Origin of the sequence: Pseudomonas sp. Xaverov 259 (genome assembly GCF_019352915.1) — a bacterium.
In the GTDB taxonomy this organism is placed as follows: domain Bacteria; phylum Pseudomonadota; class Gammaproteobacteria; order Pseudomonadales; family Pseudomonadaceae; genus Aquipseudomonas.
Window position 1 is genome coordinate 367,712 of record NZ_JAAAFV010000033.1, and the last position, 24,194, is coordinate 391,905.

The following is a 24,194-nucleotide window of genomic DNA, read 5'->3' on the forward strand; positions in this document are numbered from 1 at the left end:
CTCAAAAAAAGGATTTCCATGAGAGCGTTTCTGATAGCAGGCCTGGCCGTGGCCGTGAGTGGCTGCGGCAACATTTCCAATATCCGTGCTTACAACACGGCCTATGTTGAACCCACATCAGGGGATACCGCACGCTTGCGCGTGATCACCAATGGCATGGCGCGCGGCGTGCCGGGCCGTGACTGCATCGACTGGCGTGTGCCTGGCGCCGGTGTGATGGCCGTGTCCGAATCCGGCTTTGCGGGGCAGAATAATGGCCGCAGCCTGGGCATGCCCGAGAGTAACCGCCGGGTGGAGGCGCAAGGCTCGGCGCGTAGTGAACTGAAGGTGCCGGCGAACAAGCCTTTTGCCATGAACTTCCAGAGTGAGGGCTATGTTTCTGGCGGCAATTCCTATAGCTGCAGGCAAAGCTTTCACTTCACCCCCAAGGCCGGGCAAGATTACGAACTGATCCTGCTCGACGGTGGCCAGTGCCTGATTGCATTGCAGCGCCTGAACCCGACGGGGAAACCGGAGAACGTGGCGGTGGAGAAGGCCAAGCTGTGCAATGCGATGGATATGTTTTAGGCCGCCAGCCAAACCTGGTTAACCACAACGCCGATCACGATTGATCGGCGTTGTGGTTTTTACCTTCGCCGGTCAGAGCTTCGGCAGTTGCCCAACGCGGCCGATCATTTCCGTGACGATCTGCAGGTCCAGCAGGAACTGTTCGACGGTCTTGAATTCACCGTCGGTGTGCCCGGTGTACTTCACGTCCGGCTTCGCCAAGCCGAATTGCACGCCATTGGGCAGCTTATGCACGGAGGTCGCGCCGGCTGAGGTGCCGAACTTATGCTCCATGCCGAGGTTTTCGCTGGCCACAGCCAACAGGGCTTTGACCCACTCGCCCTCCGGGTTGCGGTACATCGGCTCGGCTGCCGAGTAAGTGAAGTTCATGGTCACCTTGGTGCGCTTGTCCCAAGCGTTGATTTTCTGCTCGATCTCGGCCTTGAGCGTTTCCGGCGACTTGCCCTTGGGAATGCGCAGGTCCACCGCCAGCTTGAAGGTGTTGGCGTCTTGGCCGACAAAGGTCAGCGAAGTGGTCAGCGGGCCCATGAACGCATCGGAGAATCCCACGCCGAGCTTGCCGCCCAGGTAATCCAGGCCCCAGTTGTCGGCGGCGTACTGCGCAGCGTCGGTGATGTGGTTGTGCTTGAGGGCAATCTTGCCGTCGACGCTGTGGATCAGCTCCAGCATGCGTGCGACCGGGTTGACGCCGGTTTCCGGCTCGGACGAGTGCGCGGACACACCGGTGACCGTCAGCTTGACCTCTTTGCCCACCACCTTGGCCGCTACCGTGAAGTCGCCGCCGTGACTGTTGGCGTATTCATTGCCGGCTTTTTGCAGGCTGGCTGCCAACTCGGCGGGTGTGTCGCTGAGTAACGTAGCCACCGACACCGAAGGAATCTGGTTGGTGGCCGCGCCGCCGGTCATCGTGATGATTTCTGCGCCTTTGCCGTCACCTTTGCGCACCGGGAAGGTGGCCATGATGGCGCCGTGGCCTTTTTCGGCAATCACCACCGGGTAGCCGCCATCAAGCGCCAGGTTGTATTGCGGCGTTGGGTTGTGCGCGAAGTAGTAAGGAATGGCGTCGCCCGAGGTTTCTTCAGTGGTGTCCACCAGCAGCTTGAAGTTGCGCGCCAGTGGCAGTTTTTCTTCCTTGATGACCTTCATCGCGTACATCGCCACGACGATGCCGTTCTTGTCATCTTCGGTGCCACGGCCGTACATGCGGTCGCCGATCAGTGTGACCTTGAAGGGGTTAAGTTTGGTGCCGTCCTTGAGCACCCAGTTTTCCGGCGTCACCGGCACCACGTCGGCGTGGGCGTGAATACCGACCACTTCATCGCCGCTGCCTTCCAGAGTGATTTCGTAGACGCGGTTGTCGACATTACGGAAGTTCAGGTTGAAGGCTTTGGCCAGGCCCTGGATCTTGTCGGCGATCTTGAGGAATTGCGGGTTCTTGTACTGTGGCAGGCCGTCGACGTTGAAGGTCGGGATCGCTACCAGCTCGCGCAGGGTTTCCAGCGCGGCTTTGCCGTACTTCACGCGGGTGTAAATCCCCAGCAAGCGATTGATCTCGTTCTGCTGGTCGGCGCTCAGGGTTTTGTTGGCGAGGAAGGCTTCGATGGCCGGGCCGACGTCGTCGGTTTTTGCCAGGTCGCCCTTGGCCAGGGTGCCGAGGAAACCACGGAAATCGGTGGCCGGGGTTTCGCCAAAGTGCTTGATGATGGCTGTGCTTTGTTCGACGCTGATAGTGGCGGACGCAGGCGTGGCGACGGCCGCGAAGCTGGCGGCGAACAGGGTGGCAGCCACCAGTTTCTTGAGTGGAAAGTGCATGGTCAGAGGCATTCCTTTGCAGGCAGTGAGTAAGAGGTTTCTGATCGATCTGTCAGAAACATTTCCACACACTACCATCACCAAGGCCGGGGTAGGGAGCCTCGGCCTGGGAAATGTCCTACTCAAGTAACAGAGTTGCCCAGTAACCAAATGTGGGAGCGGGCTTGCCTGCGATAGCGGTGGATCAGCCATGAAGTTGTCGACTGACAGTCAGCCATCGCAGGCAAGCCAGCTCCCACATGTTTGAAATGGGTGCTCAAGGCTTGCCCGGATGCGGCTCCGGATACTGCGCCATCACGTCCACAGCCTTGGCATACGGCCCATTCCACAACTGCTCGTGCAACTGCCCGATGCGCTTGGCCATCGCCGCGTCGTGCATCACCACCTCGAGGTTGCGCGAGTTATCCAGATACCCGCCTAGCCAATTGCTGGTGCCTACCCAGGCCACTTGCCCGTCGATCTCCAGGGTCTTGCTGTGGATCACCCGCGCATACGGAATAAACCCTTGTTTGGCTTCGGGCAGGGTGACGATCTTGATCTCGACGTTGGGTAGCACGGCCAGGCTTTTGAGGTAGGGCAGTTCCAGCTTGTCGGTGTTCCAGTTGGACACCATCAGCTTGACCGATACCCCACGCGCAGCCGCGGCGCGCACGGCGTTGTCGATCACTGCGTAGTAGGGGCGGGTTCGGTCCGGCCCGTAAGACAGTGGCGCGTAGTCGAGCAATTGCACGCGAACTTCTTTCTGGGCTTCGCTCAGCAGGCGCGGCAGTTCCAGTTGTGAGTCGCCCACGCCGGGCGGGTTGTAGCGTTGCGGGCTGGCCACCAAGTAGTTGCCGGTGCGCGCAGGCTCGGGGCTTGCGGCAGGCAGCGGCACAGGTTGTTTATCCGCGAGTGCGGCCTGGGCCTGCCAGTCCTGGTTGAAGATCGCCTGCACCTGGCTGACTACCGTGGCATCGCTGATGCGCAAGCCGGTCTCGTGGATATGCTCCAGCGAGCGCCAATCGAAATTCTGGCTGCCGACAAACGCCTGCTTGCCGTCCACCACCATGTACTTGGCGTGGATGATCCCACCGCTCAACTGCCCATAGGCCAGTACGCGAAAGGTCAGGTTGGGAATCGCCCGCAAGCGTACCAGGGTAGACCCCTCCGACAGCCGAATGCCTTTTTCCTCGAGCAGAAAGCGAATTTTCACACCCCGTTTGCCGGCGGCTTCCAGGTGCTCAATCACCTTGTCCATCACTGAACCGGGATGGTCGGCGGCGTAGAACTGGCCGATGTCGATGCTGCTTTGGGCACCGTCAAACAACTCGATCCACACCGGCCCTGGCTGGCGCAAGTCGGCAGTGCCCAGCGCGGTGTCCACTGGCACGGTGTGTACCAGTTCAAACCCTGGAATTGAAAAGTCCGCCTGGGCAAGCGGACTCAACAGAAGGCCGGTCAGGCCGGCGATACGCAACTTCATCGAGAGGGACATAGGCGTCTCATCGGGCAAAAAGAACGGCGGGCGCATCACGCGCCCGCCCTGAAGGTCATGCCGTGCGGGTGTGCAACGGCGTCGGCACCAGGTGTGGCACTTCACCCTGAACACGGGCACCGCTGGCCGCGCGGATCAGCAGGATTTTCAGCTGGTCGTTGATGCGCTCCAGGCTGTCCTGGAAGAAGTTGTGGAACACCACGCAGAACAGCGCAATGGCGATACCCAGGCCGGTGGCGAACAAGGCCGTCCCGATACCACCGGAAATCTGGCCTGGGTCGGACACGCCGGCACTGGCCAACGCCTTGAAGGTGTCGATGATGCCGAGGATGGTGCCCAGCAGGCCCAGCAATGGCGCGGCGGTGGTGATGGTCTCAATGATCCACAGGCTGCGTGACAGTGGCGCGCGGGTCTTGAGGTACTGGGTTTCGATTTCGTCGTCCAGGTCCTTGCGCGAGCCGTTGGAGGCCTTTTGCGCGAGGATCGGCAGCACCATGTTCAGGGGCAGACTGTCGCGGCGGGTGAGGCTTTGCGGCAGGTCGCGCTCGCTGTGTACGTTGGCGCCCAGCACGTCGGTCAAGGCGCGGGCCTGGCGGCGCACGTAGGCGAAGTAGATGCCCCGTTCGATGGTGATGAAGATCGCGATCGCCATCGCGGCGTACATCACATAGAAGGTGATTTGGTGCAGCAGGTCCATGTCCATGAGTGTGTTCCTCTCAGGTGATTAATCAGAAATTCGCTTCCAGGGAAACCGTGACGGTACGGTCCAGGCCGACGATGTAAGCCGGGTCGCCATCGCGGAAACCGCTGTAGCTCGCCGCGTTGGTCTTGGTGGTGTACACGCCGTCCAGGTACTTCTTGTCAAACAGGTTGTCGACGTTCAGGCGCAGGGTGGCGTCCTTGACCACTTTCTTGTCCACGGGCAGGTAGATACCGGCGCCGAGGTTGAAAACGGTGCGCGCAGAGATGGCTTCGTCGTTGGTCAGGTCACCGTAGAGTTTGCTGGTGAACTTGCCGCCGAAGGTGCCGTAGAAGCGCCCGTCGTCGTAGCCGATGTTGGCTGCCAGCATGTTGGCCGGCACGTTGGCGAACTGCTTGCCGCTGGTGGGCAATACGATCGGTTTGCCGGCGCTGAAGACGGTCAGGTCATCCTGTTGCTTGGAGCTGGTGTAGGTGTAGGAGGTGTAGTAGTTGAAGTTGTGTGGCAACTTGCCGCTCCACTCCAGTTCCAGGCCTTTGTTGATCACGGTGCCGGCGTTGATGTCGGCCGAATCACCGTTGCTGTCCAGGGACGTGAGCTGGCGGTTCTTGAACTGCATGTAGAACAAGGTGGCGGCCAGGGTCATGTCTTCGCCGGTGTAGCGCCAGCCCAGTTCCTGGTTCCAGCTCAGTTCCGGCTTGGAGTCCAGGGAGCCCACGCCTTTGTCGTACAGCACGTAGTTCTGCGGGATACGCATGTTGCGCGAGAGGCTGTAGAACAACTGGTCACGCTCGTCGAGCTGGTATTTCAGACCGGCGTTGGGCAGCAGTTTGTTGTAGGTCTGGTTGGCCTTGCCCGGTTGTTCGGTGAGGCTGCCGTGGTTGGTGCCCTCACGCTCGACATTCATGTAGGCAAGGCCCGCGATCAGGGTCCAGTCCGAGTTGATGTACCAAGTGTCCTGGGCCCAGACTTTTTGCGCCGGGGTCACGGTGTAGCGGTCGCGACCTTGTACGGTGTTGCCGTTGGCGTCGACCACGGAGCTGGCGTCCGGCCAGGTGTCGCTGGGCTTGCCGCTGTTCTTGAGGGCAATGAACGGTTGGGTCTGGCTTTGGCGGGCGCGCTCGTACCAGTAGCCGAATTGCAGGCTGTGGTCGCCCAGGTCCCAGTTCAGTTTGGTGGTAATGCCCGGCCGCCAGGTCTGGGTGCGCGAAGGGCGGTAGTAGACGCCCGTCGTCGCGGAGCCGTCGGCGTTGTATTGGGCCTGCGTCGGCAGGTTGCCGAGGTCGAACACGCCGCCTTTGTTGGAGCCGCTGTTGAGCGCATAGGCGGAGGAGCCCACGCCGCTGCCGTTGCCGTAGTAGTAATACGGGATCACCGAGAGCGACAGGTTATCGCTCAGCTTGTACTGGGTGTTGAGCACGGCGGTGAAGGTCTGGAACGGGTTCTGTGCCAGGTCGTAATAGCTGCTGACCTTGCCGTTGGAACCCAGCGCCGGCTTGGCCGGGTAGGGGTCATACTTGCGGCCGAACTGCTGGAACTGCGCCTTGGTCAGTTGGCTGTAACTGTTGTTGTCCTGCTCGTGATACTTGAGGATCAGGTTGGCGGTGTTGCCGTTGCCGGCGTCGAAGAAGCTGTTCCACTCCACCTTGTCCGCACGCACCGCACCCGAGCCGCGCCACATCTGGCCTTCGGTGTGGGAAGCCGACAGCCAGTTGCTCAGGCCGTTGACTTCACCGGTATTGAGGCGCGCGAAGGTCTTGCGGGTGGCGTTGCTGCCCACCACTTGTTTGACGAACGCACCGGTTTCCTTGGTCGGGCGAATCGTCACGATACCGATGTTGCCGCCACTGGAACCGATATGCGGGCCGTCGGCTTCCGACGAGCCCTGAGTAACGAAAATCTGGTCGATGTTTTCCGGATCGCCCAACAAGTTGGAATACAGCGCGTAGTTGCCGGAGTCATTGATCGGCATGCCATCCACCGACATACCGACCTGGTCTGAGTTCATGCCGCGCATGGTGAAGCGAAAGCCCGACAGGCCTGTGTTGTCCTCACTCGAGATGTTCAGGCCCGGCGTGTACTTGAGCTTGTCGATGGCGTTGCCGGTGGCGGTTTGCTTGTCCAGCGCTTCCTTGGTGATGGTCGAGCGGCCCTTGGCGCTCTCTTCCTGGACCATGTAACCGCCCCCCGCGGTCGCCTTGCCTCCCTGAACTCCGATCGTGCCGACGTCACTGTCGCTGGTAGCTGCCATGCCCACTCCGTGGGTCATGCTCGTCGCGGCAACGAGTGCCAGATGAATACGTGTGAACCTCATCACTGTCGTCCTGGTGTCGGTGCTTATTGCACGCTGTAGTTGAAGGTGGCGGTGAAGCGTTGTTCGTTACGTCCACCGAAGGCTTGTTCGGGGAACGGCTTGACCTGCTTGATGCGGCGCAGGCTATTGGTAGCGGCCCGATTGAGCAGCATGCTCGGCGCCGGGGTCTGGATCCCGGCATCAAGCACGCGGCCTTGTCGATCCACCATCAACCAGACCACCACCTCGCCACTGGGGCGTTCGAGGGACGCCTGGCGCCCGGTGGGGTATTGCTTGTACGTGTCCAGCTCGTTGCGCAGACCTTTGAGGTAACCGCCTTCCAGGGCCTGGCCATCCACTTTGGGCGGTGCCGGTGGCGCGGGCGGCGCAGGTGTCGGCGCGACAGCGGCCTGCACCGGCTTGGCCGCGACCGGTGCGACTGGCGCTGGCGTGGGCGTCGGTTTGGCCGCTACCACGGGCTTGGGTTTAGGCACCGGCTTGGGCTTGGGTTCAGGTTTTGGCAAGGGCTTGGGCGGTGGCGGCGGCGGGGCCGGTTCGGCCTCTTCGTCCTCGATCACCGGCGGAGGCGGCTCTTGCTCGACCACCGGCTCGGGAACCACTTCGGGTTCGGGCTCGACCAGGGCCAGCTCGACCGCCGACTCGTCGTACTGCGGCTGGATTTTCAACGGTTGGGACTGGATACCCAGTGCAATCAGCACCAGGGCGATCAGGGCCGGGACACTGCCCAGCAGCTGACGCGCACGAAACAGTACATACATGATCAAGACTTACGCGTGGCAATGGACACGGAGGTAAAGCCACCCAGGCGCAGGGTGTCCATGACTTCCACCAGGCGCGAAACCTCTACGCCTTTGTCGCTGTTGACGATGATGGTCGACTTGGTATCAGGCTTCTCTGCGGCCTTGAGCGCCGGCACCAACGCATCGACCGTGAGGTCCTTGCCGTCCAGTTGCAGTTGCCCTTGCAGGCCCAGGGTCAGGATGAATTTATTCTGCGGCTTGAGTTGCTGCGAGCTGCTGGCGCTGGGCAATTGGGTCTTCATGCCGAGTGCCGGTATCACGTTCAAACTCACCAGTACGAAAAACACCAGGAGGAACATCATCACGTCGATCATGGGGATCAACTCAATGTGTGCCTTGCGTTTCTTGGGTTCATCCCAGGTTCTCATTCTGTTACCCCGTCGTTGAATTAGGGGCGACACGCTAACAACCAAAAATGACCGAATGGTTAACTTTAATTGACGTTTTAAAGGCTCTAGGACGCATCTTCCAGGGTTTTTACCGGGCACTTTGATGACGTAATGCAATTGACACGAAGGCAGTACACTCTGGAAGAATTTACTTGAAGAGCTGCCGCGTATGCCCACTGCACTGCCTCAATTGTCGACCCCGCGACTCCTGTTGCGCGCACTGGAAATGCACCAGGCCGAGGTGCTTTTCATGCTCGCCAACGGGCCGAAGATTGCTGACAACACGGCCAACATTCCGTCGCCCTATACCTTGGAAACTGCGCACGGTTTTATTGCCGGGGCCGCTGACAAATATCGAGCGGGCGAGTTGTTGAACCTGGGGATGCATGTGCGTGAAACCGGTGAGTTGGTTGGCATGGTCAGCCTGCGCCTTAACGCTCGTCATCACGCAGGGCATTTGGGCGGCTGGGTTGCGGCGCATGCGCGTAACCTGGGGTATGCCGCTGAGGCGGCGAGCGCGATGATGGGCTTTGGCTTCACCGAACTTGGGCTGCAGCGGGTAGGCAGCCAATGCTTTGGCCGCAACAAGGAATCGGCGCGAGTCATGCAGAAAATCGGCCTGCGTTATGAAGGCTGCCTGCGTCAGGCGTTTCTCAAGAATGGCGTGTATGAAGACCTGCTGGGCTTTGCCACCGTGCGTGAGGACTGGGAGCGCGCGTTGTGAATGACGCAGTGGACCATGGCAGGCGGCGAGTCCTTAGCGGGCTGGCGGTCGCTACCGCGTTTTCAATCCTCAGCCCATTTGCGCGCAGTGCCGGGGTGGATTACCCGTTCACCCTCGGCGTGGCCTCGGGCGACCCGCTGCCGGATGGTTTTGTGATCTGGACGCGCCTGGCGCCGTTGTTCAATGCAGCCGATGGCAGCGGTGGGTTGAAGCGCGCGGTGCCGGTGCGTTGGCGGGTGGCCAGTGATGCGGCGATGACGCGCATCGTGAAGCAGGGCGAAGTCTTGGCGACGGAGCGGTTCGCCCATTCGGTGCATGTTGAAGTGGCCGGGCTGGCGGCGGGCCGGCCGTATTGGTACCAGTTCGAAGGCCTCGGCGCGCAGAGCCCGGTGGGCCAGGCGCGCACCACGCCGCCCGTGCAGGCGATGGCGTCGGCGCGCTTGGGGTTTGTCTCGTGCTCGCATTGGGAGCGCGGTTACTTCAGCGCCTATCGCCATTTAGCCGCAGAGCAGCCCGACCTGGTGTTTTTTCTCGGGGACTACATTTACGACAGCTCTTACGCGGCCGACTCGGGAAAAGTCATTCGGTCCCACGGCAGCGGCAATGCCAAGAGCTTGAGCGACTACCGCAACCGCTACGCCCTGTACAAAACCGATCCGGACCTGCAAGCCCTGCACGCGGCCGCCCCCAGCGTCGCGACCTGGGATGACCACGAAGTGCAGAATGACTACGCCAACCGCTGGTCCCAGGACCCGAAGATTCCCGTGGCGCAATTTCTGCAGCAGCGGGCGGCGGCGTACCAGGCGTTTTACGAGCACATGCCGCTGCGCGCCAGCAGCGTGCCGAAGGGGTCGGACATGCGTATTTACCGGCGCCTGGACTACGGCCGTCTGGTGCGTTTTCATGTGTTGGATGGGCGCCAGTATCGTTCCGAACAGCCGTGCATCCAGGCCAATGGCAGCCATCAGGGGCATATCGCCGCCAACACCTGCAGCGAATTGCGTGACCTGGGCCGGACCATGCTCGGCTGGCAACAGGAGGCTTGGCTGGACCAGGGTTTCGCCCAATCAAAGGCGCAGTGGAATGTGATCGCCCAGGACTTGCTGGTGGCGCCCTTGCTCCAGCGCGACCTCAGCAACCACAAGGTGGGGCATTGGACCGATGGTTGGGACGGCTACGTGGCCAACCGATCACGCATGCTCGCGTCGATCGAGCGTCATCAGCTGAAAAATCCGGTGTTCTGGGGCGGTGATATCCATTCGTTCTGGACCACCGACCTGCATGCCGATGCCAACAACCCGGATTCACGCATCGTGGCCACCGAGTTCGTCGGCAGTTCGGTGACCTCCGATGGCCCGCCCTTTGAGGCGTTCAGCAAGATCCTGCCGCTTAATCCGCATGTGAAGTTTTTCGACAGCCGCCAGCGTGGGTACGTGTCGGTGGAGCTGGCGGCCCAGAAAATGCTGACGAATTTTCGGGTGATAACCGATCCGCGCGATCCCAACGCCACGGTGTCGACCCTCAAGTCGTTTGTGGTGGAGCCGGGGTGGGCGGGGGCGATTGCGGTTTAGCGTACTTGTCGGTTGTAAACACTCAATGGGGCAAGCCCGCTCGCCACAACAAGCCCGCTCATCACTGCAAGCCTGGTGACGACAAAAGCCGCGTGGTCTGTCAGTTGATTTCGTAACGCACCGACAGCGCGCCTTTTTTCTCCGACAAGGCCAGGATAGTCACCTGGCCCAGTTCGCTCAGTGCCTGCACATGAGTACCGCCGCAGGCGTAGGCGGGCAGTTCGCCGAAACCCACTTCGCGGGCGCCGTCTTCCAGGGTCATATGGCGCGGGTAGTCGGCGGCAATCCATTGGTTGACCTGTTGCTGGATCGCCTCGGCGTCGATGGCCTGGGCCATTTCGCCACGGATAAAGGTGATTTTGCATTCGCCCGGCCAATGGTGGGCCTTTATCGGCATCCAGCCGAGGCTTTCTCCCGCATTGCCAATCAGGTGCCCGGCCGAATGCAGGCGCGTGTGCAGGGCGCGGCGCTGTGCGTCGACCCGTGCGGTGACCGGGCCGGGCTCCAGAGGCTGGTCAACATAATGCACCACTCGGTCGGCTTCCTGGGTGACGCGCAGAATCTGGCTGTCGCCAAGCCAGCCGGTGTCGAAGGGTTGCCCGCCGCCTTGGGGATGGAAAATAGTCGACTGCAAGGTAACGGCAAACAGGCCTTCGTGCGGCGTGCAGCTCAGCACTTCAAGTTCGGCAGTCAGATGGTCGTGGGTGAAAAACAGGCGCTCGGTCATTATTTACATCCGCATCAGGGTTCTACGGGCAGTATAAATAGTGCGTAGATAGGTGATAATCCGTTCAATTATCAATGGACCTGTGCGTCATGAGCATCAATCTTCCTTTGCCACTGCTGGGTGAAATGGCGATTTTCGTCAAAGTCGTGGAGACCGGCAGTTTCTCCGAAGCGGCGCGACAACTGAGCGTTTCACCCTCGGCAGTGAGCCGCAGTATCTCGCGTCTCGAACAGGCCCTGGCCACGCGGTTGTTGCAACGCACTACGCGCAAGTTGCGCTTGAGCGAAGGCGGTGAAGAGGTGTTCAAGCGTTGCCAGGAGATGGTCAACGCGGCGCGTTCGGTGATGGAGATCAGCGGCCAGTTCACCCATGAGGCCGAAGGCCTGGTGCGGGTCAGTGTACCCAAGGCAGTCGGGCGCTTTGTGGTGCACCCACATATGCCGGAGTTCTTGCGGCGCTATCCCAAGGTGGATGTGCAGTTGATCCTGGAGGACCGGCATGTAGATCTTATCGACGACAACGTGGACCTCAGCATCCGTATCACTGACAGCCCGCCGCCGGGCCTGGTCGGCCGCCAACTGTTGCCCATCGAGCATTTGCTGTGTGCCACGCCGCAGTACCTGGCCGAGCAGGGTACGCCTGAGCATCCCCATGATTTGCTGGAACACAGCTGCATTTACCTGGGGGAAACGCCGGGGGATTCACGCTGGAAGTTTCGCCAGGGCGCTAAAGCGGTGACCGTGGGCGTGCGCGGGCGCTACGCCGCGAACCATACCGGCGTGCGCCTGGATGCGGTGTTGCAGCATGTGGGGATTGGCAGCTTGCCGTACTTCACGGCGCGCCATGCCTTGGAGGCGGGGAGTTTGGTGCAGGTCTTGCCTGAGTGGGATTTTATTGCGTCCTACCATGGCGAGGCGTGGTTGCTGCATTCGCCTACACGGTATCTGCCACCGAAGTTGCGGGTGTTTATTGATTATCTGGTGGAGTGTATGGCGAAGGAGCCGACACTGCGCCGAAGGTAGGAGTGCGGTCCAACTGTGGGAGCTGGCTTGCCTGCGATGGTATCGACTCGGTTTAACTGACTGACCGAGTCGCCTGCATCGCAGGCAAGCCAGCTCCCACACAAGCCAGCTCCCACATTTAAAATCAGTGCTTGCTCTGATCCTGCGGCATGGCCAGCAGTTGCTTTTCCTGGTTCCAGTCGAACGGCTCATCGTTCTGTTCGGCTTCATAGCGACGTTCTTCCAGAGACTGGTACAGGTCCAGTTCTTCATCGGGCATGAAGTGCAGGCAATCACCGCCGAAGAACCACAGCAGGTCACGGGGCACCAAATGGGCGATTTGCGGGTAGCGCAGAATCACCTGGCTCATCAGGTCCTGGCCCAGGTATTGGCTCTCGATCGGGTCGATCGGCAGCAGGGCGCGCAATTCGTCGAAGCGCTCCAGGAACAGGGTATGGCTTTCCTCGGGCACCTGTTCGGCTTCGCCGACGGCAACCAGGATGCTGCGCAAGTGGTCGAGCAAGACGAGATGATCGGCAACGACGTTGGACACGAGATAAGTCCTCTAAAGCAAAAACGGGCGCGAGAGTATATAGCTCACGCGCCCGTTTTTATATGACCGCTCGACTCAGCGGACTTTACCCTCAGCCTGGGTCAGCTCTTCCTTGCTGAAATCATCCACATCGATCACCTTGCGGCGCGCGGCTTCGGCGTCGCGCAGGGTTTGCGCTTCGGCCGGTTGCAACACGCCCGCGTGCAGCGCCGCGTCGATGGCATGCTCGCCGGCGGCCGGTTTGACCTGGCCGCTTTTGAGCGCCGTGTGGAGTTTTTTCTGCAAGGGGTGGCTGGCACCCAGCAGGTCGTAGGCGTGTTGCAGGGCGCCCACCGGGTCTTCTGCCGATTGCGGGCGATAGCAACCCGCCAGCAACTCTTCCAGGGTCGGGTCGCCCTTGGCACGGCCAATCACCGCAGCCACTTCGGCGTCCAGCGCATCGGACGGCCCGGTATGGCGACGGCCGAACGGGAACACGATCACCCGCAGCATGCAACCGAGGACCTTGTTCGGGAAGTTGCTCAGCAGTTCATCCAGGGCACGTTCCGATTCGCCGAGGCTTTCTTCCATGGCCCAGGCAAACAGCGGCTCCAGGTGATCCGGCGAGTCCAGGTCGTGATAACGCTTGAGCGCCGCCGAGGCCAGGTACATATGGCTCAGCACATCACCCAGGCGCGCCGACAGGCGTTCGCGGCGTTTCAGCTCGCCGCCGAGCAACATCATGCTCAAGTCGGCGAGCAGGGCGAACGCTGCGGCCTGACGGTTCAATGCACGGAAATAACCCTGGCTCAAACGGTTGCCCGGGGCTTTTTCGAAGTGCCCGATGCCGAGGTTCAGCACCAACGTGCTGGCAGCGTTACTCACGGCGAAGCCGATATGTTGCATCAGCAGACTGTCAAATTCCTTGAGCGCCTGGTCATGGTCTTCACGGCCGGCCAAGGCCATCTCCTTGAGCACAAACGGATGGCAGCGGATTGCGCCCTGGCCAAAGATCATCAGGTTGCGCGACAGGATATTCGCGCCTTCCACCGTGATGAAGATCGGCGCGCCTTGCCAGTTGCGGCCCAGGTAGTTGTTGGGGCCCATGATGATGCCCTTGCCACCATGCACATCCATGGCGTGGCTGATGCATTCACGGCCACGCTCGGTGAGGTGGTACTTGAGGATCGCCGACAACACCGAGGGTTTTTCGCCCAGGTCGACGGCATTGGCGGTGAGCATGCGCGCGCTGTCCATCAGCCAGGCGTTGCCGCCGATGCGCGCCAGGGCTTCCTGGATACCTTCAAAGGCCGACAGCGGCACGTTGAACTGCTCGCGCACCTGGGCGTACTGGCCGGTCACCAGGCTGGTGAACTTGGCCGCGCCGGTGCCGACCGCAGGCAGGGAGATCGAACGGCCGACCGACAGGCAGTTCATCAGCATCATCCAGCCCTTGCCGAGCATCTCCTGGCCACCGATAAGGAATTCCAGGGGGATGAACACGTCCTTGCCGGAGTTGGGGCCGTTCATGAACGCGGCGCCCAGCGGCAGGTGGCGACGGCCGATATCGACGCCGGGCGTGTCGGTGGGGATCAGCGCCAGGCTGATGCCCAGGTCTTCTTCCTCACCCAACAAGTGGTCCGGGTCATGGGCCTTGAAGGCCAGGCCCAGCAGGGTCGCGACCGGGCCAAGGGTGATGTAGCGTTTTTCCCAGTTCAGGCGCAGGCCAAGGGTTTCCTTGCCTTCCCATTCACCTTTGCAGATCACGCCGGTGTCGGGCATGGCGCCGGCATCGGAGCCGGCCAACGGGCCGGTAAGCGCGAAGCAGGGGATATCGTCACCACGGGCCAGGCGTGGCAGGTAGTGGTTGCGTTGCTCGTCGGTGCCGTAATGCAGCAGCAGCTCGGCCGGGCCGAGGGAGTTGGGGACCATCACGGTGGAGGCGAGGTCGCCGCTGCGGGTGGCGAGTTTCATCGCGACCTGGGAGTGAGCATAGGCCGAGAAGCCCTTGCCGCCATATTCCTTGGGGATGATCAGGGCGAAGAAACCGTGGGTCTTGATGTGCTCCCAGGCGGCGGGTGGCAGGTCCATGGCCTGGCCGATTTCCCAGTCGCTGACCATCGTGCAGAGTTCTTCGGTAGGGCCGTCGATAAACGCTTGTTCTTCTTCGGTCAGTTGCGCCTTGGGGTAGGCCAGCAACTTGTCCCAATCGGGGCGGCCGCTGAACAGTTCGCCGTCCCACCATACGGTGCCGGCATCGATGGCGTCGCGCTCGGTCTCGGACATCGGCGGCAGGACTTTCTGGAACCAGCTGAACAGCGGCTTGGTGAAGTATTGGCGACGCAGGTCGGGCAGCAACAGGGGCACGGCCACGGCGGCGATCAGGACCCAGAAGATCACCAGCAGCCAACCCGGTGCATGGCTCCAGGCCCCCATCGCCAGCAGGTAGACGGCGACCACGCCCAGCGCGGGCAGGGGCGCGGTGCGGCGGTGCGCCAGGTAGGCAATGCCGACCACCAGAACCAGTATCCACAACAACAGCATATTCAATCCTCCGTGAAACCAAGGGCAAAACCACCATGGAGCTTAGTCGGCATCCGAAAAAGCGCGGTGGCGAGGGTGTAACGAGTTGTGCTGGCGCACGCCGACATTTGGCCGAATCGTCGTTATCTCTAGGGCCGACCTGTCGTTAGACTCAAGGCTTGCCTCGGAGATAAAGCTCATGGATACGTACTTGAATCCCAGCCGCTTCATCGATAGTGACCACCCTGCGGTGGTGGAGTTCGCCGAAAAACATCGCGGAACCCGCCCGGATTTAAGTGACCAGGCGGTCAGTCTCTACTTGGCCGTGCGTGAGGCGATTCGCTACAACCCGTACAGCTTCAGCCGTGATCCGAATACCCTCAGCGCCAGCTTCGCCCTGGCCACCGGCGAGAGTTATTGCGTGCCCAAGGCCACCTTATTGGCCGCCTGTGCCCGCCATTGCGGGATCCCGGCGCGCATCGGCTTGGCGGATGTGCGCAATCATTTGTCGACACCGCGCCTGCTTGCGCTGCTCAAAAGTGATGTGTTCGCCATGCATGGCTATACCGAGTTGTACCTGCACGGACGCTGGGTCAAGGCCACGCCGGCGTTCAACAGCCAACTGTGCGAGTTGTTCGACGTGCCGCCGTTGGAGTTCGATGGAGTCAACGACAGCGTGTTTCACGCTTTCAACCGCCAAGGCCGGCGCTCGATGGAGTATGTGCTGGACCACGGGCAATTCAGCGATGTGCCGGAAGCGTTTTTCTTCGCGCATATTCAGCAGTGTTACCCACATCTGTTTGCCGAAGATATGCCGATGTTGCTCAAGGACATGCAGGGCGACATGCAGAGCGATTTAAGCCGCGCGTGAACCGGCGTATGCTGCTGCGTCCATCAAGCCATGTTCATCAACGATAAGGCGCGGTCATGCTGAAAATCTGGGGTCGTAAAAATTCATCAAACGTCAGGAAGGCACTGTGGTGCGCCGAGGAACTCGGCCTGGACTATGAGGCAATTGATGCGGGCGGGGCTTTTGGTGTGGTCGACACGCCGCAATACCGGGCACTGAACCCCAATGGTCGGGTGCCGATGATCGAAGACGGCGATTTTGTGTTGTGGGAATCCAACACCATCGTGCGTTATCTGTGCGCCAAGAACGCGTCGGATTTTTACCCGAACGACCTGCAGGCCCGTGCCAGCGCCGAGAAGTGGATGGACTGGACCACGTCCACACTCGCCGATCCGTTCAAGGCGGTGTTTTGGGGGATTCTGCGCACCCCGGCAGAAAAACAGAACTGGGACAGCATCAATGCCGGGCGCCAAGCCTGTATCGATGCGCTTAACACCGTCGACCAGGCTCTCGCCGAGCAACCCTACCTGTCCGGCGAGCATTTCGGCATGGGCGATATCCCCTTGGGCTGCTTTGCCTACGCCTGGTTCGAGATGCCCATCGAACGCCCGGCAATGCCCTATCTAGAGGCCTGGTACCAGCGCCTCAAAGACCGCCCGGCCTACCGCAAGGCCGTGATGACCGCGTTGACTTAATACCCACTATTAATACGGGTGACTGTACTTGTGCGACGCGGGCAAGCACCATGCTTGCCATGCGCCGCCGTTGAACTACGTGCGCTGCGCACTTATCTACTCTTTCTATTCCCTTCTCTGGTGCGTAATCCGATATGAGTTCCGCTCTGTCCATCCGGCAGCTAACCAAAACCTACGGCAACGGTTTCCAGGCCCTGAGTGGTATCGATCTGGACGTGGCCGAAGGTGACTTCTTCGCCTTGCTCGGCCCCAACGGTGCCGGCAAATCCACCACCATCGGCATCCTCTCCACCCTGGTCAACAAAACCAGCGGCTCGGTGAATATCTTTGGCCATGACCTGGACAAATCCCCGGCGGCGCTCAAGCGCTCCATCGGCGTGGTGCCCCAGGAGTTCAACTTCAACCAGTTTGAAAAGACCTTCGACATCGTCGTGACCCAGGCCGGTTACTACGGCATCCCGGCGAAAATCGCCAAGGAACGCGCCGAGCAGTACCTGACTCAGTTGGGCCTGTGGGACAAGCGTGACGTGCCGTCGCGTTCGTTGTCGGGTGGCATGAAGCGCCGCCTGATGATCGCTCGCGCGCTGGTGCATGAACCACGCCTGCTGATCCTCGATGAGCCGACCGCAGGTGTGGACATCGAGCTGCGCCGTTCGATGTGGACCTTCCTCACCGAACTGAACGAGAAGGGCATCACCATCATCCTCACCACCCATTACCTGGAAGAGGCTGAGCAGCTGTGCCGCAACATCGGCATCATCGACCACGGCACCATCGTCGAGAACACCAGCATGCGCAACCTGCTGGGCCAGTTGCATGTGGAAACCTTCCTGCTGGACCTGAAAAACAACCTGTCGGTGGCACCGCAACTGCTCGGCTACCCAAGCCGCCTGGTCGATGGCCACACCCTGGAAGTCCAGGTGGACAAGGCCATGGGCATCACCGCGTTGTTCACCCAGTTGGCGGCCCAGAACATCGAAGTGCTGAGCCTGCGTAACAAAACCAATCGCCTTGAGGAGTTGTTTGTGTCCCTGGTGGAGAAAAATCTGGCGAAGGTGGCGGTATGAGTTCCGAACTGCAACCCAACCTCGTCGCGCTGCAGACCATCGTTTACCGCGAAGTGAAGCGCTTTACCCGGATCTGGCCGCAGACCCTGCTGCCGCCGGCAATCACCATGGTCTTGTACTTCGTGATCTTTGGTAACCTGATCGGCCGCCAGATTGGCGACATGGGTGGCTTCACCTACATGGAGTACATCGTGCCGGGCCTGATCATGATGTCGGTGATCACCAACTCCTACGGCAACGTGGTCTCGAGCTTTTTTGGCAGCAAGTTTCAGCGCTCCATCGAAGAGCTGATGGTCTCGCCGGTGTCGCCGCACACCATCCTGATCGGCTACACCCTGGGCGGCGTGCTGCGCGGCTTGATGGTCGGGGTGATCGTGACCTTGCTGTCGCTGTTCTTCACCCACCTGCAGGTGCATCACTTGGGGGTCACCATTCTGGTGGTGGTACTGACGGCGACGATCTTCTCGCTGCTGGGCTTTATCAACGCCGTGTTTGCACGCAACTTCGATGATATTTCGATCATCCCGACGTTCGTGCTGACGCCGCTGACCTACCTTGGCGGGGTGTTCTACTCCATTACCTTGCTGCCGCCATTCTGGCAGACGGTGTCGCTGGCCAACCCGGTGTTGCACATGGTTAACGCCTTCCGTTACGGCATTCTGGGCGTGTCGGATATCAAGATCAGCGTGGCGATCACCTTCATGCTGGTGGCGACCGTGGTGCTGTATGTGGGATGCGCGCGGTTGCTGGTGAGTGGGCGCGGCATGCGTACCTGAGCAGCAGTCATACGCGGTCAAAATGTGGGAGCGGGCTTGCTCGCGAAGGCGGTGTGTCAGTCAACAAATCAGTCGACTGGCATATCGCATTCGCGAGCAAGCCCGCTCCCACATTTGGTTTTGTGCAGGGGTTTTAACCTTTAAGTGCCAGCTCGATCAGTCCATGCAGCTCTTGCACCGTCAGCGGTTCGGTCGAGAACAAAATGCGAAACACCGTCGGCGCCGCCAGCAGGTTGATCAAATGGCCCACGCTCGGCGGTGTGCTCTGTGGGTAGCGATCAATAATCGTCTGAAACTGCCCACTCAGAATGCTCACGCAATAACCCGGCGTGATCATGCTCTGCAGGTCACGCATCATGTTGCGACCTGGCTCCGAGTTCATTTCATCCAGGTATTGCTCGGCCCAGGCCTGCAAGTCGCCGCGCAGGCTGCCGGTATTTGCCGGCTCGCTGTCGGGGCGCATGCGGGCCAGGGCCACATCGGCCAACAGCACCGATAAGTCGCCCCAGCGCCGGTAGATGGTCGAGGGCGTGACGCCCGCGCGCGTGGCAATCATCGGCACAGTAACGCTGGAGCGCTCGTGGGCTTCCAACAGTTCACGCACTGCCGAATGCACTGATTCCTGGACCCGGGCACTGCGGCCTCCCGGGCGAAGGCCTTCTTTTATCGCCATGCGTAAAACCTTAACACAAAGAATTTGCTTTAAGCGCGCACCGGTAGCACACTGCGCAAAAGCAAAGTATTAGCTTTAGTGGAGTGTGCCCATGTCTCGCGTTATATCTCAGCGGTCCAGCCTGGCGTTCCTGGTCATCACGGTGTTGACCTTCCTTGCCGCGTCCAGCGCGCCGACGCCGCTGTATCAGGTGTATCAGGAAAACCTGCACTTCTCCGCGGCGATGCTCACGGTAATTTTCGGCGTGTACGCCGTCAGCCTGCTGGCGGCGTTGCTGACTGTGGGTTCGCTGTCGGATCACCTGGGGCGCAAGCCGGTGATTTTCGTCGCATTGCTGCTCAATATTGTGGCGATGCTGCTGTTTATCAATGCCGACAGCACCGCGCACCTGATTGCCGCTCGCGCGCTGCAAGGTTTCGCCACGGGCATGGCCACGGCGGTGCTGAGTGCGACCTTGCTCGACACCGACCGTGTGCGCGGCCCGATGCTCAATAGCCTGGCGCCCCTGTTGGGCATGGCCAGTGGCGGGCTGGGAAGTGGCCTGTTGGTCGAGTTCGCGCCGCGTCCTACCCAGTTGATTTACTTCGCGCTGTTGGGGTTGATGGTGTTGCAGGCTGCGTATGTGTGGCGCCTGGCGGAAACCGTCAGCCGTATTCCGGGTGCCTTGAAGTCGCTGGCGCCAACCCTGCATGTGCCACAGCAAGCGCGTCGCGCCTTATGGCTGGTGATGCCGCTGAATGTAGCGGTGTGGGCATTGGGCGGGTTCTTCTCATCCCTGGCGCCGTCGCTGGTCAAGGTTGCCACCGGTTCCACGTCGCACCTGATCGGCGGCGGCCTGGTGGCGGTCGTGACCTTGAGTGGCGCGGTGATGATCTACAGCGTGCGCGAGCGCCCGGCGGATAAAATCATGCGGCTGTCGGCAGGGCTGTTGGCGGTGGGCGTCGCGTTGCTGCTGGTGGCCGTGCACATGGGTATTTTGTGGCTGTTCTTTGTCGCCAGTGTGATTGCCGGTTTTGGTTTTGGCGGCGGCTTCATGGGCAGTGTGCGCAGTATCGTCGGGCTGGCGTTGCCCCATGAACGGGCCGGTTTGATGTCGGCGTTCTATGTGTTGAGCTACTTGGCGTTCTGTCTGCCGGCGCTGTTGGCGGGTTACTTGAGCCATGTTTACGGCCTTATCGTCACCACTGAAGGCTATGGGGCCGCGCTGATGGTGCTGGCCCTGAGTGCCTTGGCCGGTTTGGTCCTGCAGGGCTCGGTGCGGGCCAAGGCGGCGATAGAGTAATACCGTATATTGGTAAAGTAGATAACAGATAGAGATATTACCCGTTATATAGATATTCGATCAGGTTCTATGATGGCTTCAACCTCATGCGAGGAAGAGGATTACCATCATGACCTGCTCGACGACTCCCAGTTGCAAGCCCCCCAGCTACAAACCCTTGAGCCACCTGACCCGCCCACGGGAAGTGATTCGCCAGTTCACCCCCAACTGGTTCGCCGCCACCATGGGCACCGGCGTTCTAGCCCTGGCCTTGGCGCAACTGCCGTTCAACCTGCCAGGTGTGCAGGCCATTGCCGAAGGGCTGTGGTTGTTCACCATTGGCCTGTTTGTGCTGTTCAGCCTGTTGTACGCGGCACGTTGGGTGATGTTTTTCCACGAAGCGCGACGCATCTTCGGGCATTCCACCGTCTCGATGTTCTTCGGCACCATTCCCATGGGCCTGGCGACGATTCTTAACGGTTTGCTGCTGTTTGGCCTGCCGCGCTGGGGCAGCGAAGTGATCCCGCTGGCAGAAGCCTTATGGTGGTTGGACGTGGCGATGGCCCTGGCCTGCGGCGTGCTGATCCCGTTCATGATGTTCACCCGCCAGGAACACAGCATCGACCAGATGACCGCCGTCTGGCTGTTGCCGGTGGTTGCCGCCGAAGTCGCCGCCGCCAGCGGTGGCCTGCTGGCGCCGCATTTGGCCGACGCCCATGCGCAACTGGTGATGCTGGTGACCAGCTACGTGCTGTGGGCGTTTTCCCTGCCGGTGGCGTTCAGCATCCTGACCATCCTGATGTTGCGCATGGCCCTGCATAAACTGCCGCCTGCCAATATGGCCGCGTCGAGCTGGCTGGCCCTTGGCCCGATCGGCACCGGCGCGCTGGGCATGCTGCTGTTGGGCGGTGACGCCCCGGCGATCTTCGCCGCCAATGGGTTGCCGGGTGTGGGCGAAATGGCCAATGGCCTGGGCGTGGTGGCGGGCATCACCCTGTGGGGCTTCGGTTTGTGGTGGATGCTGATCGCGGTGCTGATCACCCTGCGTTACCTGCGCGCCGGCATTCCGTTCAACCTCGGCTGGTGGGGGTTTACCTTCCCGTTGGGGGTTTATGCGCTGGCCACGCTGAAGCTGGCGAGCCTGCTGCACCTGAGCTTTTTCAGCATTTTTGGCAGCGTGCTGGTGCTGGCATTGGCGTTGATGTGGTTGATCGTGGCCACGCGCACCGTGCAGGGCGCCTATAAAGGTGAGCTTTTTGTTTCGCCATGCATTGCAGGACTAGCGAATAAGTAAGCGCGATTAGGTAAAGTCGTGGCCTGAGAAACTACACGCCTTCAGGCCACGCAGGAACACGGACGATGAGCCACCCCTCACAATTCACCTTGCTGCGCACACGGCGCTTTCTGCCGTTTTTCATCACCCAGTTACTGGGCGCGTTCAACGACAACATCTTCAAGCAATCGCTGATCCTGGCGATTCTCTACAAGCTCACCATCGAGGGCGACCGCTCCATCTGGGTCAACCTGTGCGCCTTGTTGTTTATCCTGCCGTTCTTCCTGTTCTCGGCGCTGGCCGGGCAGTTTGGCGAGAAATTCAACAAGGACGCGCTGATTCGTGCGATCAAGATCGGCGAGATCGTGATCATGGCCGTGGGCGCCACGGGCTTTCTGTTCAACCACCTGGAGTTGATGCTGCTGGCGCTGTTTGCCATGGGCACGCATTCGGCGCTGTTCGGCCCGGTGAAGTACTCGATCATGCCCCAGGCGCTGCACGACGATGAGCTGGTGGGCGGCAACGGGCTGGTGGAAATGGGCACGTTTCTGGCGATTCTGGCCGGCACCATTGGCGCCGGGATCATCATGTCGTCGAGCAATTACGCGCCCCTGGTGGCGGTGGCGATTGTCGGCGTGGCGGTGCTTGGCTACCTGGCCAGCCGCAGCATTCCGCGGGCGGCGGCGTCCACGCCCGAGCTGCGCCTGAACTGGAATATCTTCAGCGAATCCTGGGCCACCTTGCGCCTGGGCCTGGGGCAGACGCCGGCGGTGTCGCGCTCGATTGTCGGCAACTCGTGGTTCTGGTTTGTCGGCGCGATCTACCTGACGCAGATCCCGGCCTACGCCAAGGAATGGTTGTACGGCGATGAAACTGTAGTGACGCTGATCCTCACGGTGTTTTCGGTGGGCATCGCCGTCGGCTCGATGCTCTGCGAAAAACTCTCCGGGCGTAAGGTCGAGATCGGCCTGGTGCCGTTTGGCTCGTTTGGCCTGACGGTCTTCGGACTGCTGCTGTGGTGGCACTCGGGCGGTTTCCCGCAATCGGCCCAGGAACATAGCTGGCTGGCGGTACTCAGCTACGGTCAGGCGTGGTGGGTGTTGTTCGATATCCTTGGCCTGGGGGTGTTCGGCGGCTTCTATATCGTGCCGCTCTACGCGTTGATCCAGTCGCGCACGGCCGAGAACGAGCGCGCGCGGGTCATCGCAGCCAACAATATTCTCAATGCGTTGTTCATGGTGGTCTCGGCCATCGTCTCGATCCTGCTACTGAGCGTGGCCAAGCTGTCGATCCCGGAGCTGTTCCTGGTGGTGTCGCTGCTCAATATTGCGGTCAACACCTACATCTTCAAAATCGTCCCCGAGTTCACCATGCGTTTCATGATCTGGCTGCTCAGCCATTCCATGTACCGCGTGGAGCATCGCAACCTGGAACGCATTCCCGATGAAGGCGCGGCGTTGCTGGTGTGCAACCATGTATCTTTTGTCGATGCACTGTTGATTGGCGGCGCGGTGCGTCGGCCGATTCGCTTTGTCATGTACTACAAGATCTACCGTTTGCCGGTGCTCAACTTCATCTTCCGTACGGCCGGGGCGATTCCGATTGCCGGGCGTCATGAAGATATTCAGATCTACGAAAAGGCCTTCACACGAATTGCCCAGTACCTGAAGGAAGGGGAATTGGTGTGCATCTTCCCGGAAGGCAAGCTGACCGCCGATGGCGAGATGAATGAGTTCCGTGGCGGGCTCACGCGGATTCTGGAGGAGACCCCGGTGCCGGTGATTCCGATGGCGCTGCAAGGGTTGTGGGGGAGCTTTTTCAGTCGCGATCCGAACAAGGGGATCTTTCATCGGATCTGGTCGCGGGTGGTGTTGGTGGCGGGTGAGCCGGTTGCGCTGGAGGGCGCGACGCCTGAGCAGTTGCAGGCTGTGGTGAGTGTTTTGCGGGGGAGTGTCAGGTAGTTAGTTGCTGGCTGTAAGGGCCTCATCGCAGGCAAGCCAGCTCCCACCTTTGAACGGTGAACACAGTCCAATGTGGGAGCTGGCTTGCCTGCGATAGCGGTAGTGGCTCAGGCGCTGATCTTGAGCCCAACCAGCCCGCAAATAATCAACGCCACACTCGCCAGCCGAAACAACGCCATCGACTCGCCAAACAGGATAATCCCGGCGATCACCGTGCCCACCGCACCCACACCGGTCCAGATGGCATAGGCGGTGCCCAACGGCAGCTCCTTCATGGCCAGGCCCAGCAGGCCGAGGCTGATGGCCATGGCGGCAATCGTCAGTGCTGTCGGCAGCGGCTTGCTGAAACCGTCGGTGTACTTCAGGCCGACCGCCCAGCCGACTTCAAACAGCCCGGCAAAAAACAGAATGATCCAGGACATGTTGATCTCCCCTCTATAGCTGGGGTCGTCCCCGGATTAAGCGCTTGAGAGCGTCGCGAGGTCGTCCTCGCGAAGCCCGGTA

22 protein-coding genes are annotated in these 24,194 nt (G+C 60.7%); 11 read left to right on the forward strand and 11 right to left on the reverse strand.

Features of this window, described 5'->3' with window-relative positions; genetic code table 11:
* The first annotated feature begins 18 nt into the window (after window positions 1-18).
* Window positions 19-567 (forward strand): hypothetical protein, encoded by a 549-nt coding sequence (locus tag K0H48_RS15835; RefSeq protein ID WP_219268175.1) that lies wholly within the window; start codon window positions 19-21, stop codon window positions 565-567.
* A gap of 72 nt (window positions 568-639) precedes the next feature.
* Here the strand turns inward: K0H48_RS15835 and K0H48_RS15840 are convergent, their stop codons facing one another.
* The 6 genes from K0H48_RS15840 to K0H48_RS15865 all read right to left on the reverse strand — a co-directional run bounded on the left by K0H48_RS15840 (window position 640) and on the right by K0H48_RS15865 (window position 8,035).
* On the reverse strand, window positions 640-2,379 hold the full coding sequence (locus K0H48_RS15840; protein WP_219268176.1) for a dipeptidase: 1,740 nt from the start codon (window positions 2,377-2,379) through the stop codon (window positions 640-642).
* A 256-nt stretch (window positions 2,380-2,635) separates the two neighbouring features.
* Window positions 2,636-3,853 carry a phospholipase D-like domain-containing protein gene (locus K0H48_RS15845; RefSeq protein ID WP_219268177.1) on the reverse strand — a complete coding sequence of 406 codons (1,218 nt, stop codon included), beginning with the start codon at window positions 3,851-3,853 and terminating at the stop codon, window positions 2,636-2,638.
* A 55-nt stretch (window positions 3,854-3,908) separates the two neighbouring features.
* Complete coding sequence (locus tag K0H48_RS15850; protein ID WP_219268178.1) at window positions 3,909-4,556, reverse strand: MotA/TolQ/ExbB proton channel family protein; 648 nt, start codon at window positions 4,554-4,556, stop codon at window positions 3,909-3,911.
* 25 nt (window positions 4,557-4,581) lie between these two features.
* Window positions 4,582-6,867, reverse strand: a complete 2,286-nt coding sequence (locus K0H48_RS15855; RefSeq protein ID WP_219268179.1) for a TonB-dependent receptor — start codon at window positions 6,865-6,867, stop codon at window positions 4,582-4,584.
* 23 nt (window positions 6,868-6,890) lie between these two features.
* Window positions 6,891-7,625 carry an energy transducer TonB gene (locus K0H48_RS15860; RefSeq protein WP_069788770.1) on the reverse strand — a complete coding sequence of 245 codons (735 nt, stop codon included), beginning with the start codon at window positions 7,623-7,625 and terminating at the stop codon, window positions 6,891-6,893.
* A 2-nt stretch (window positions 7,626-7,627) separates the two neighbouring features.
* Window positions 7,628-8,035 carry a biopolymer transporter ExbD gene (locus tag K0H48_RS15865; protein WP_200434511.1) on the reverse strand — a complete coding sequence of 136 codons (408 nt, stop codon included), beginning with the start codon at window positions 8,033-8,035 and terminating at the stop codon, window positions 7,628-7,630.
* Between the two features lie 190 nt (window positions 8,036-8,225).
* On the opposite strand from K0H48_RS15865, the gene K0H48_RS15870 reads away from it, so the two are divergent.
* Together K0H48_RS15870 and K0H48_RS15875 are read left to right on the forward strand one after the other, a co-directional pair.
* On the forward strand, window positions 8,226-8,780 hold the full coding sequence (locus K0H48_RS15870; protein ID WP_219268180.1) for a GNAT family N-acetyltransferase: 555 nt from the start codon (window positions 8,226-8,228) through the stop codon (window positions 8,778-8,780).
* Window positions 8,777-10,351, forward strand: coding sequence for an alkaline phosphatase D family protein (locus K0H48_RS15875; RefSeq protein WP_219268181.1), 1,575 nt, complete (start codon window positions 8,777-8,779; stop codon window positions 10,349-10,351). Before K0H48_RS15870 ends, K0H48_RS15875 begins: the two co-directional genes overlap by 4 nt.
* 100 nt (window positions 10,352-10,451) lie before the next feature.
* Here the strand turns inward: K0H48_RS15875 and K0H48_RS15880 are convergent, their stop codons facing one another.
* Window positions 10,452-11,078, reverse strand: a complete 627-nt coding sequence (locus K0H48_RS15880; RefSeq protein ID WP_219268182.1) for an alanyl-tRNA editing protein — start codon at window positions 11,076-11,078, stop codon at window positions 10,452-10,454.
* 89 nt (window positions 11,079-11,167) lie between these two features.
* On the opposite strand from K0H48_RS15880, the gene K0H48_RS15885 reads away from it, so the two are divergent.
* On the forward strand, window positions 11,168-12,100 hold the full coding sequence (locus K0H48_RS15885) for a LysR family transcriptional regulator (protein WP_219268183.1): 933 nt from the start codon (window positions 11,168-11,170) through the stop codon (window positions 12,098-12,100).
* 124 nt (window positions 12,101-12,224) lie between these two features.
* Here K0H48_RS15885 and K0H48_RS15890 read toward each other — a convergent pair whose 3' ends face one another.
* Both K0H48_RS15890 and K0H48_RS15895 read right to left on the reverse strand, forming a co-directional pair.
* Window positions 12,225-12,632, reverse strand: coding sequence for a PA2817 family protein (locus K0H48_RS15890; RefSeq protein WP_065931709.1), 408 nt, complete (start codon window positions 12,630-12,632; stop codon window positions 12,225-12,227).
* A gap of 75 nt (window positions 12,633-12,707) precedes the next feature.
* Window positions 12,708-15,155, reverse strand: coding sequence for an acyl-CoA dehydrogenase (locus tag K0H48_RS15895; protein WP_219268184.1), 2,448 nt, complete (start codon window positions 15,153-15,155; stop codon window positions 12,708-12,710).
* Between the two features lie 178 nt (window positions 15,156-15,333).
* Between K0H48_RS15895 and K0H48_RS15900 the strand changes: the two genes are divergently transcribed.
* The 4 genes from K0H48_RS15900 (at window position 15,334) to K0H48_RS15915 (ending at window position 18,522) form a co-directional block, all read left to right on the forward strand.
* On the forward strand, window positions 15,334-16,005 hold the full coding sequence (locus K0H48_RS15900; RefSeq protein WP_219268185.1) for a transglutaminase family protein: 672 nt from the start codon (window positions 15,334-15,336) through the stop codon (window positions 16,003-16,005).
* A gap of 56 nt (window positions 16,006-16,061) precedes the next feature.
* Window positions 16,062-16,679: a glutathione S-transferase family protein gene (locus tag K0H48_RS15905; protein ID WP_219268186.1), complete on the forward strand. Its 618-nt coding sequence runs from the start codon at window positions 16,062-16,064 to the stop codon at window positions 16,677-16,679.
* Between the two features lie 134 nt (window positions 16,680-16,813).
* Window positions 16,814-17,746 (forward strand): ABC transporter ATP-binding protein, encoded by a 933-nt coding sequence (locus K0H48_RS15910; RefSeq protein ID WP_138815989.1) that lies wholly within the window; start codon window positions 16,814-16,816, stop codon window positions 17,744-17,746.
* Window positions 17,743-18,522, forward strand: coding sequence for an ABC transporter permease (locus K0H48_RS15915; protein ID WP_058420148.1), 780 nt, complete (start codon window positions 17,743-17,745; stop codon window positions 18,520-18,522). The genes K0H48_RS15910 and K0H48_RS15915 overlap by 4 nt, the downstream gene beginning before the upstream one ends.
* Window positions 18,523-18,655: 133 nt before the next feature.
* On the opposite strand, the gene K0H48_RS15920 is transcribed toward K0H48_RS15915, so the two are convergent.
* Window positions 18,656-19,195 (reverse strand): TetR/AcrR family transcriptional regulator, encoded by a 540-nt coding sequence (locus tag K0H48_RS15920; protein ID WP_219268187.1) that lies wholly within the window; start codon window positions 19,193-19,195, stop codon window positions 18,656-18,658.
* A 91-nt stretch (window positions 19,196-19,286) separates the two neighbouring features.
* On the opposite strand from K0H48_RS15920, the gene K0H48_RS15925 reads away from it, so the two are divergent.
* The 3 genes from K0H48_RS15925 (at window position 19,287) to K0H48_RS15935 (ending at window position 23,690) form a co-directional block, all read left to right on the forward strand.
* Window positions 19,287-20,477, forward strand: a complete 1,191-nt coding sequence (locus tag K0H48_RS15925; protein WP_219268188.1) for an MFS transporter — start codon at window positions 19,287-19,289, stop codon at window positions 20,475-20,477.
* 109 nt (window positions 20,478-20,586) lie between these two features.
* Window positions 20,587-21,750: a TDT family transporter gene (locus K0H48_RS15930; RefSeq protein ID WP_219268189.1), complete on the forward strand. Its 1,164-nt coding sequence runs from the start codon at window positions 20,587-20,589 to the stop codon at window positions 21,748-21,750.
* A gap of 65 nt (window positions 21,751-21,815) precedes the next feature.
* A complete protein-coding gene (locus K0H48_RS15935) occupies window positions 21,816-23,690 on the forward strand; it encodes an MFS transporter (RefSeq protein ID WP_219268190.1) in 1,875 nt (624 codons plus the stop codon).
* 107 nt (window positions 23,691-23,797) lie between these two features.
* Here K0H48_RS15935 and sugE read toward each other — a convergent pair whose 3' ends face one another.
* Window positions 23,798-24,112 carry a quaternary ammonium compound efflux SMR transporter SugE gene (gene sugE, locus K0H48_RS15940; protein WP_017136389.1) on the reverse strand — a complete coding sequence of 105 codons (315 nt, stop codon included), beginning with the start codon at window positions 24,110-24,112 and terminating at the stop codon, window positions 23,798-23,800.
* Between the last annotated feature and the right edge of the window lie 82 nt (window positions 24,113-24,194).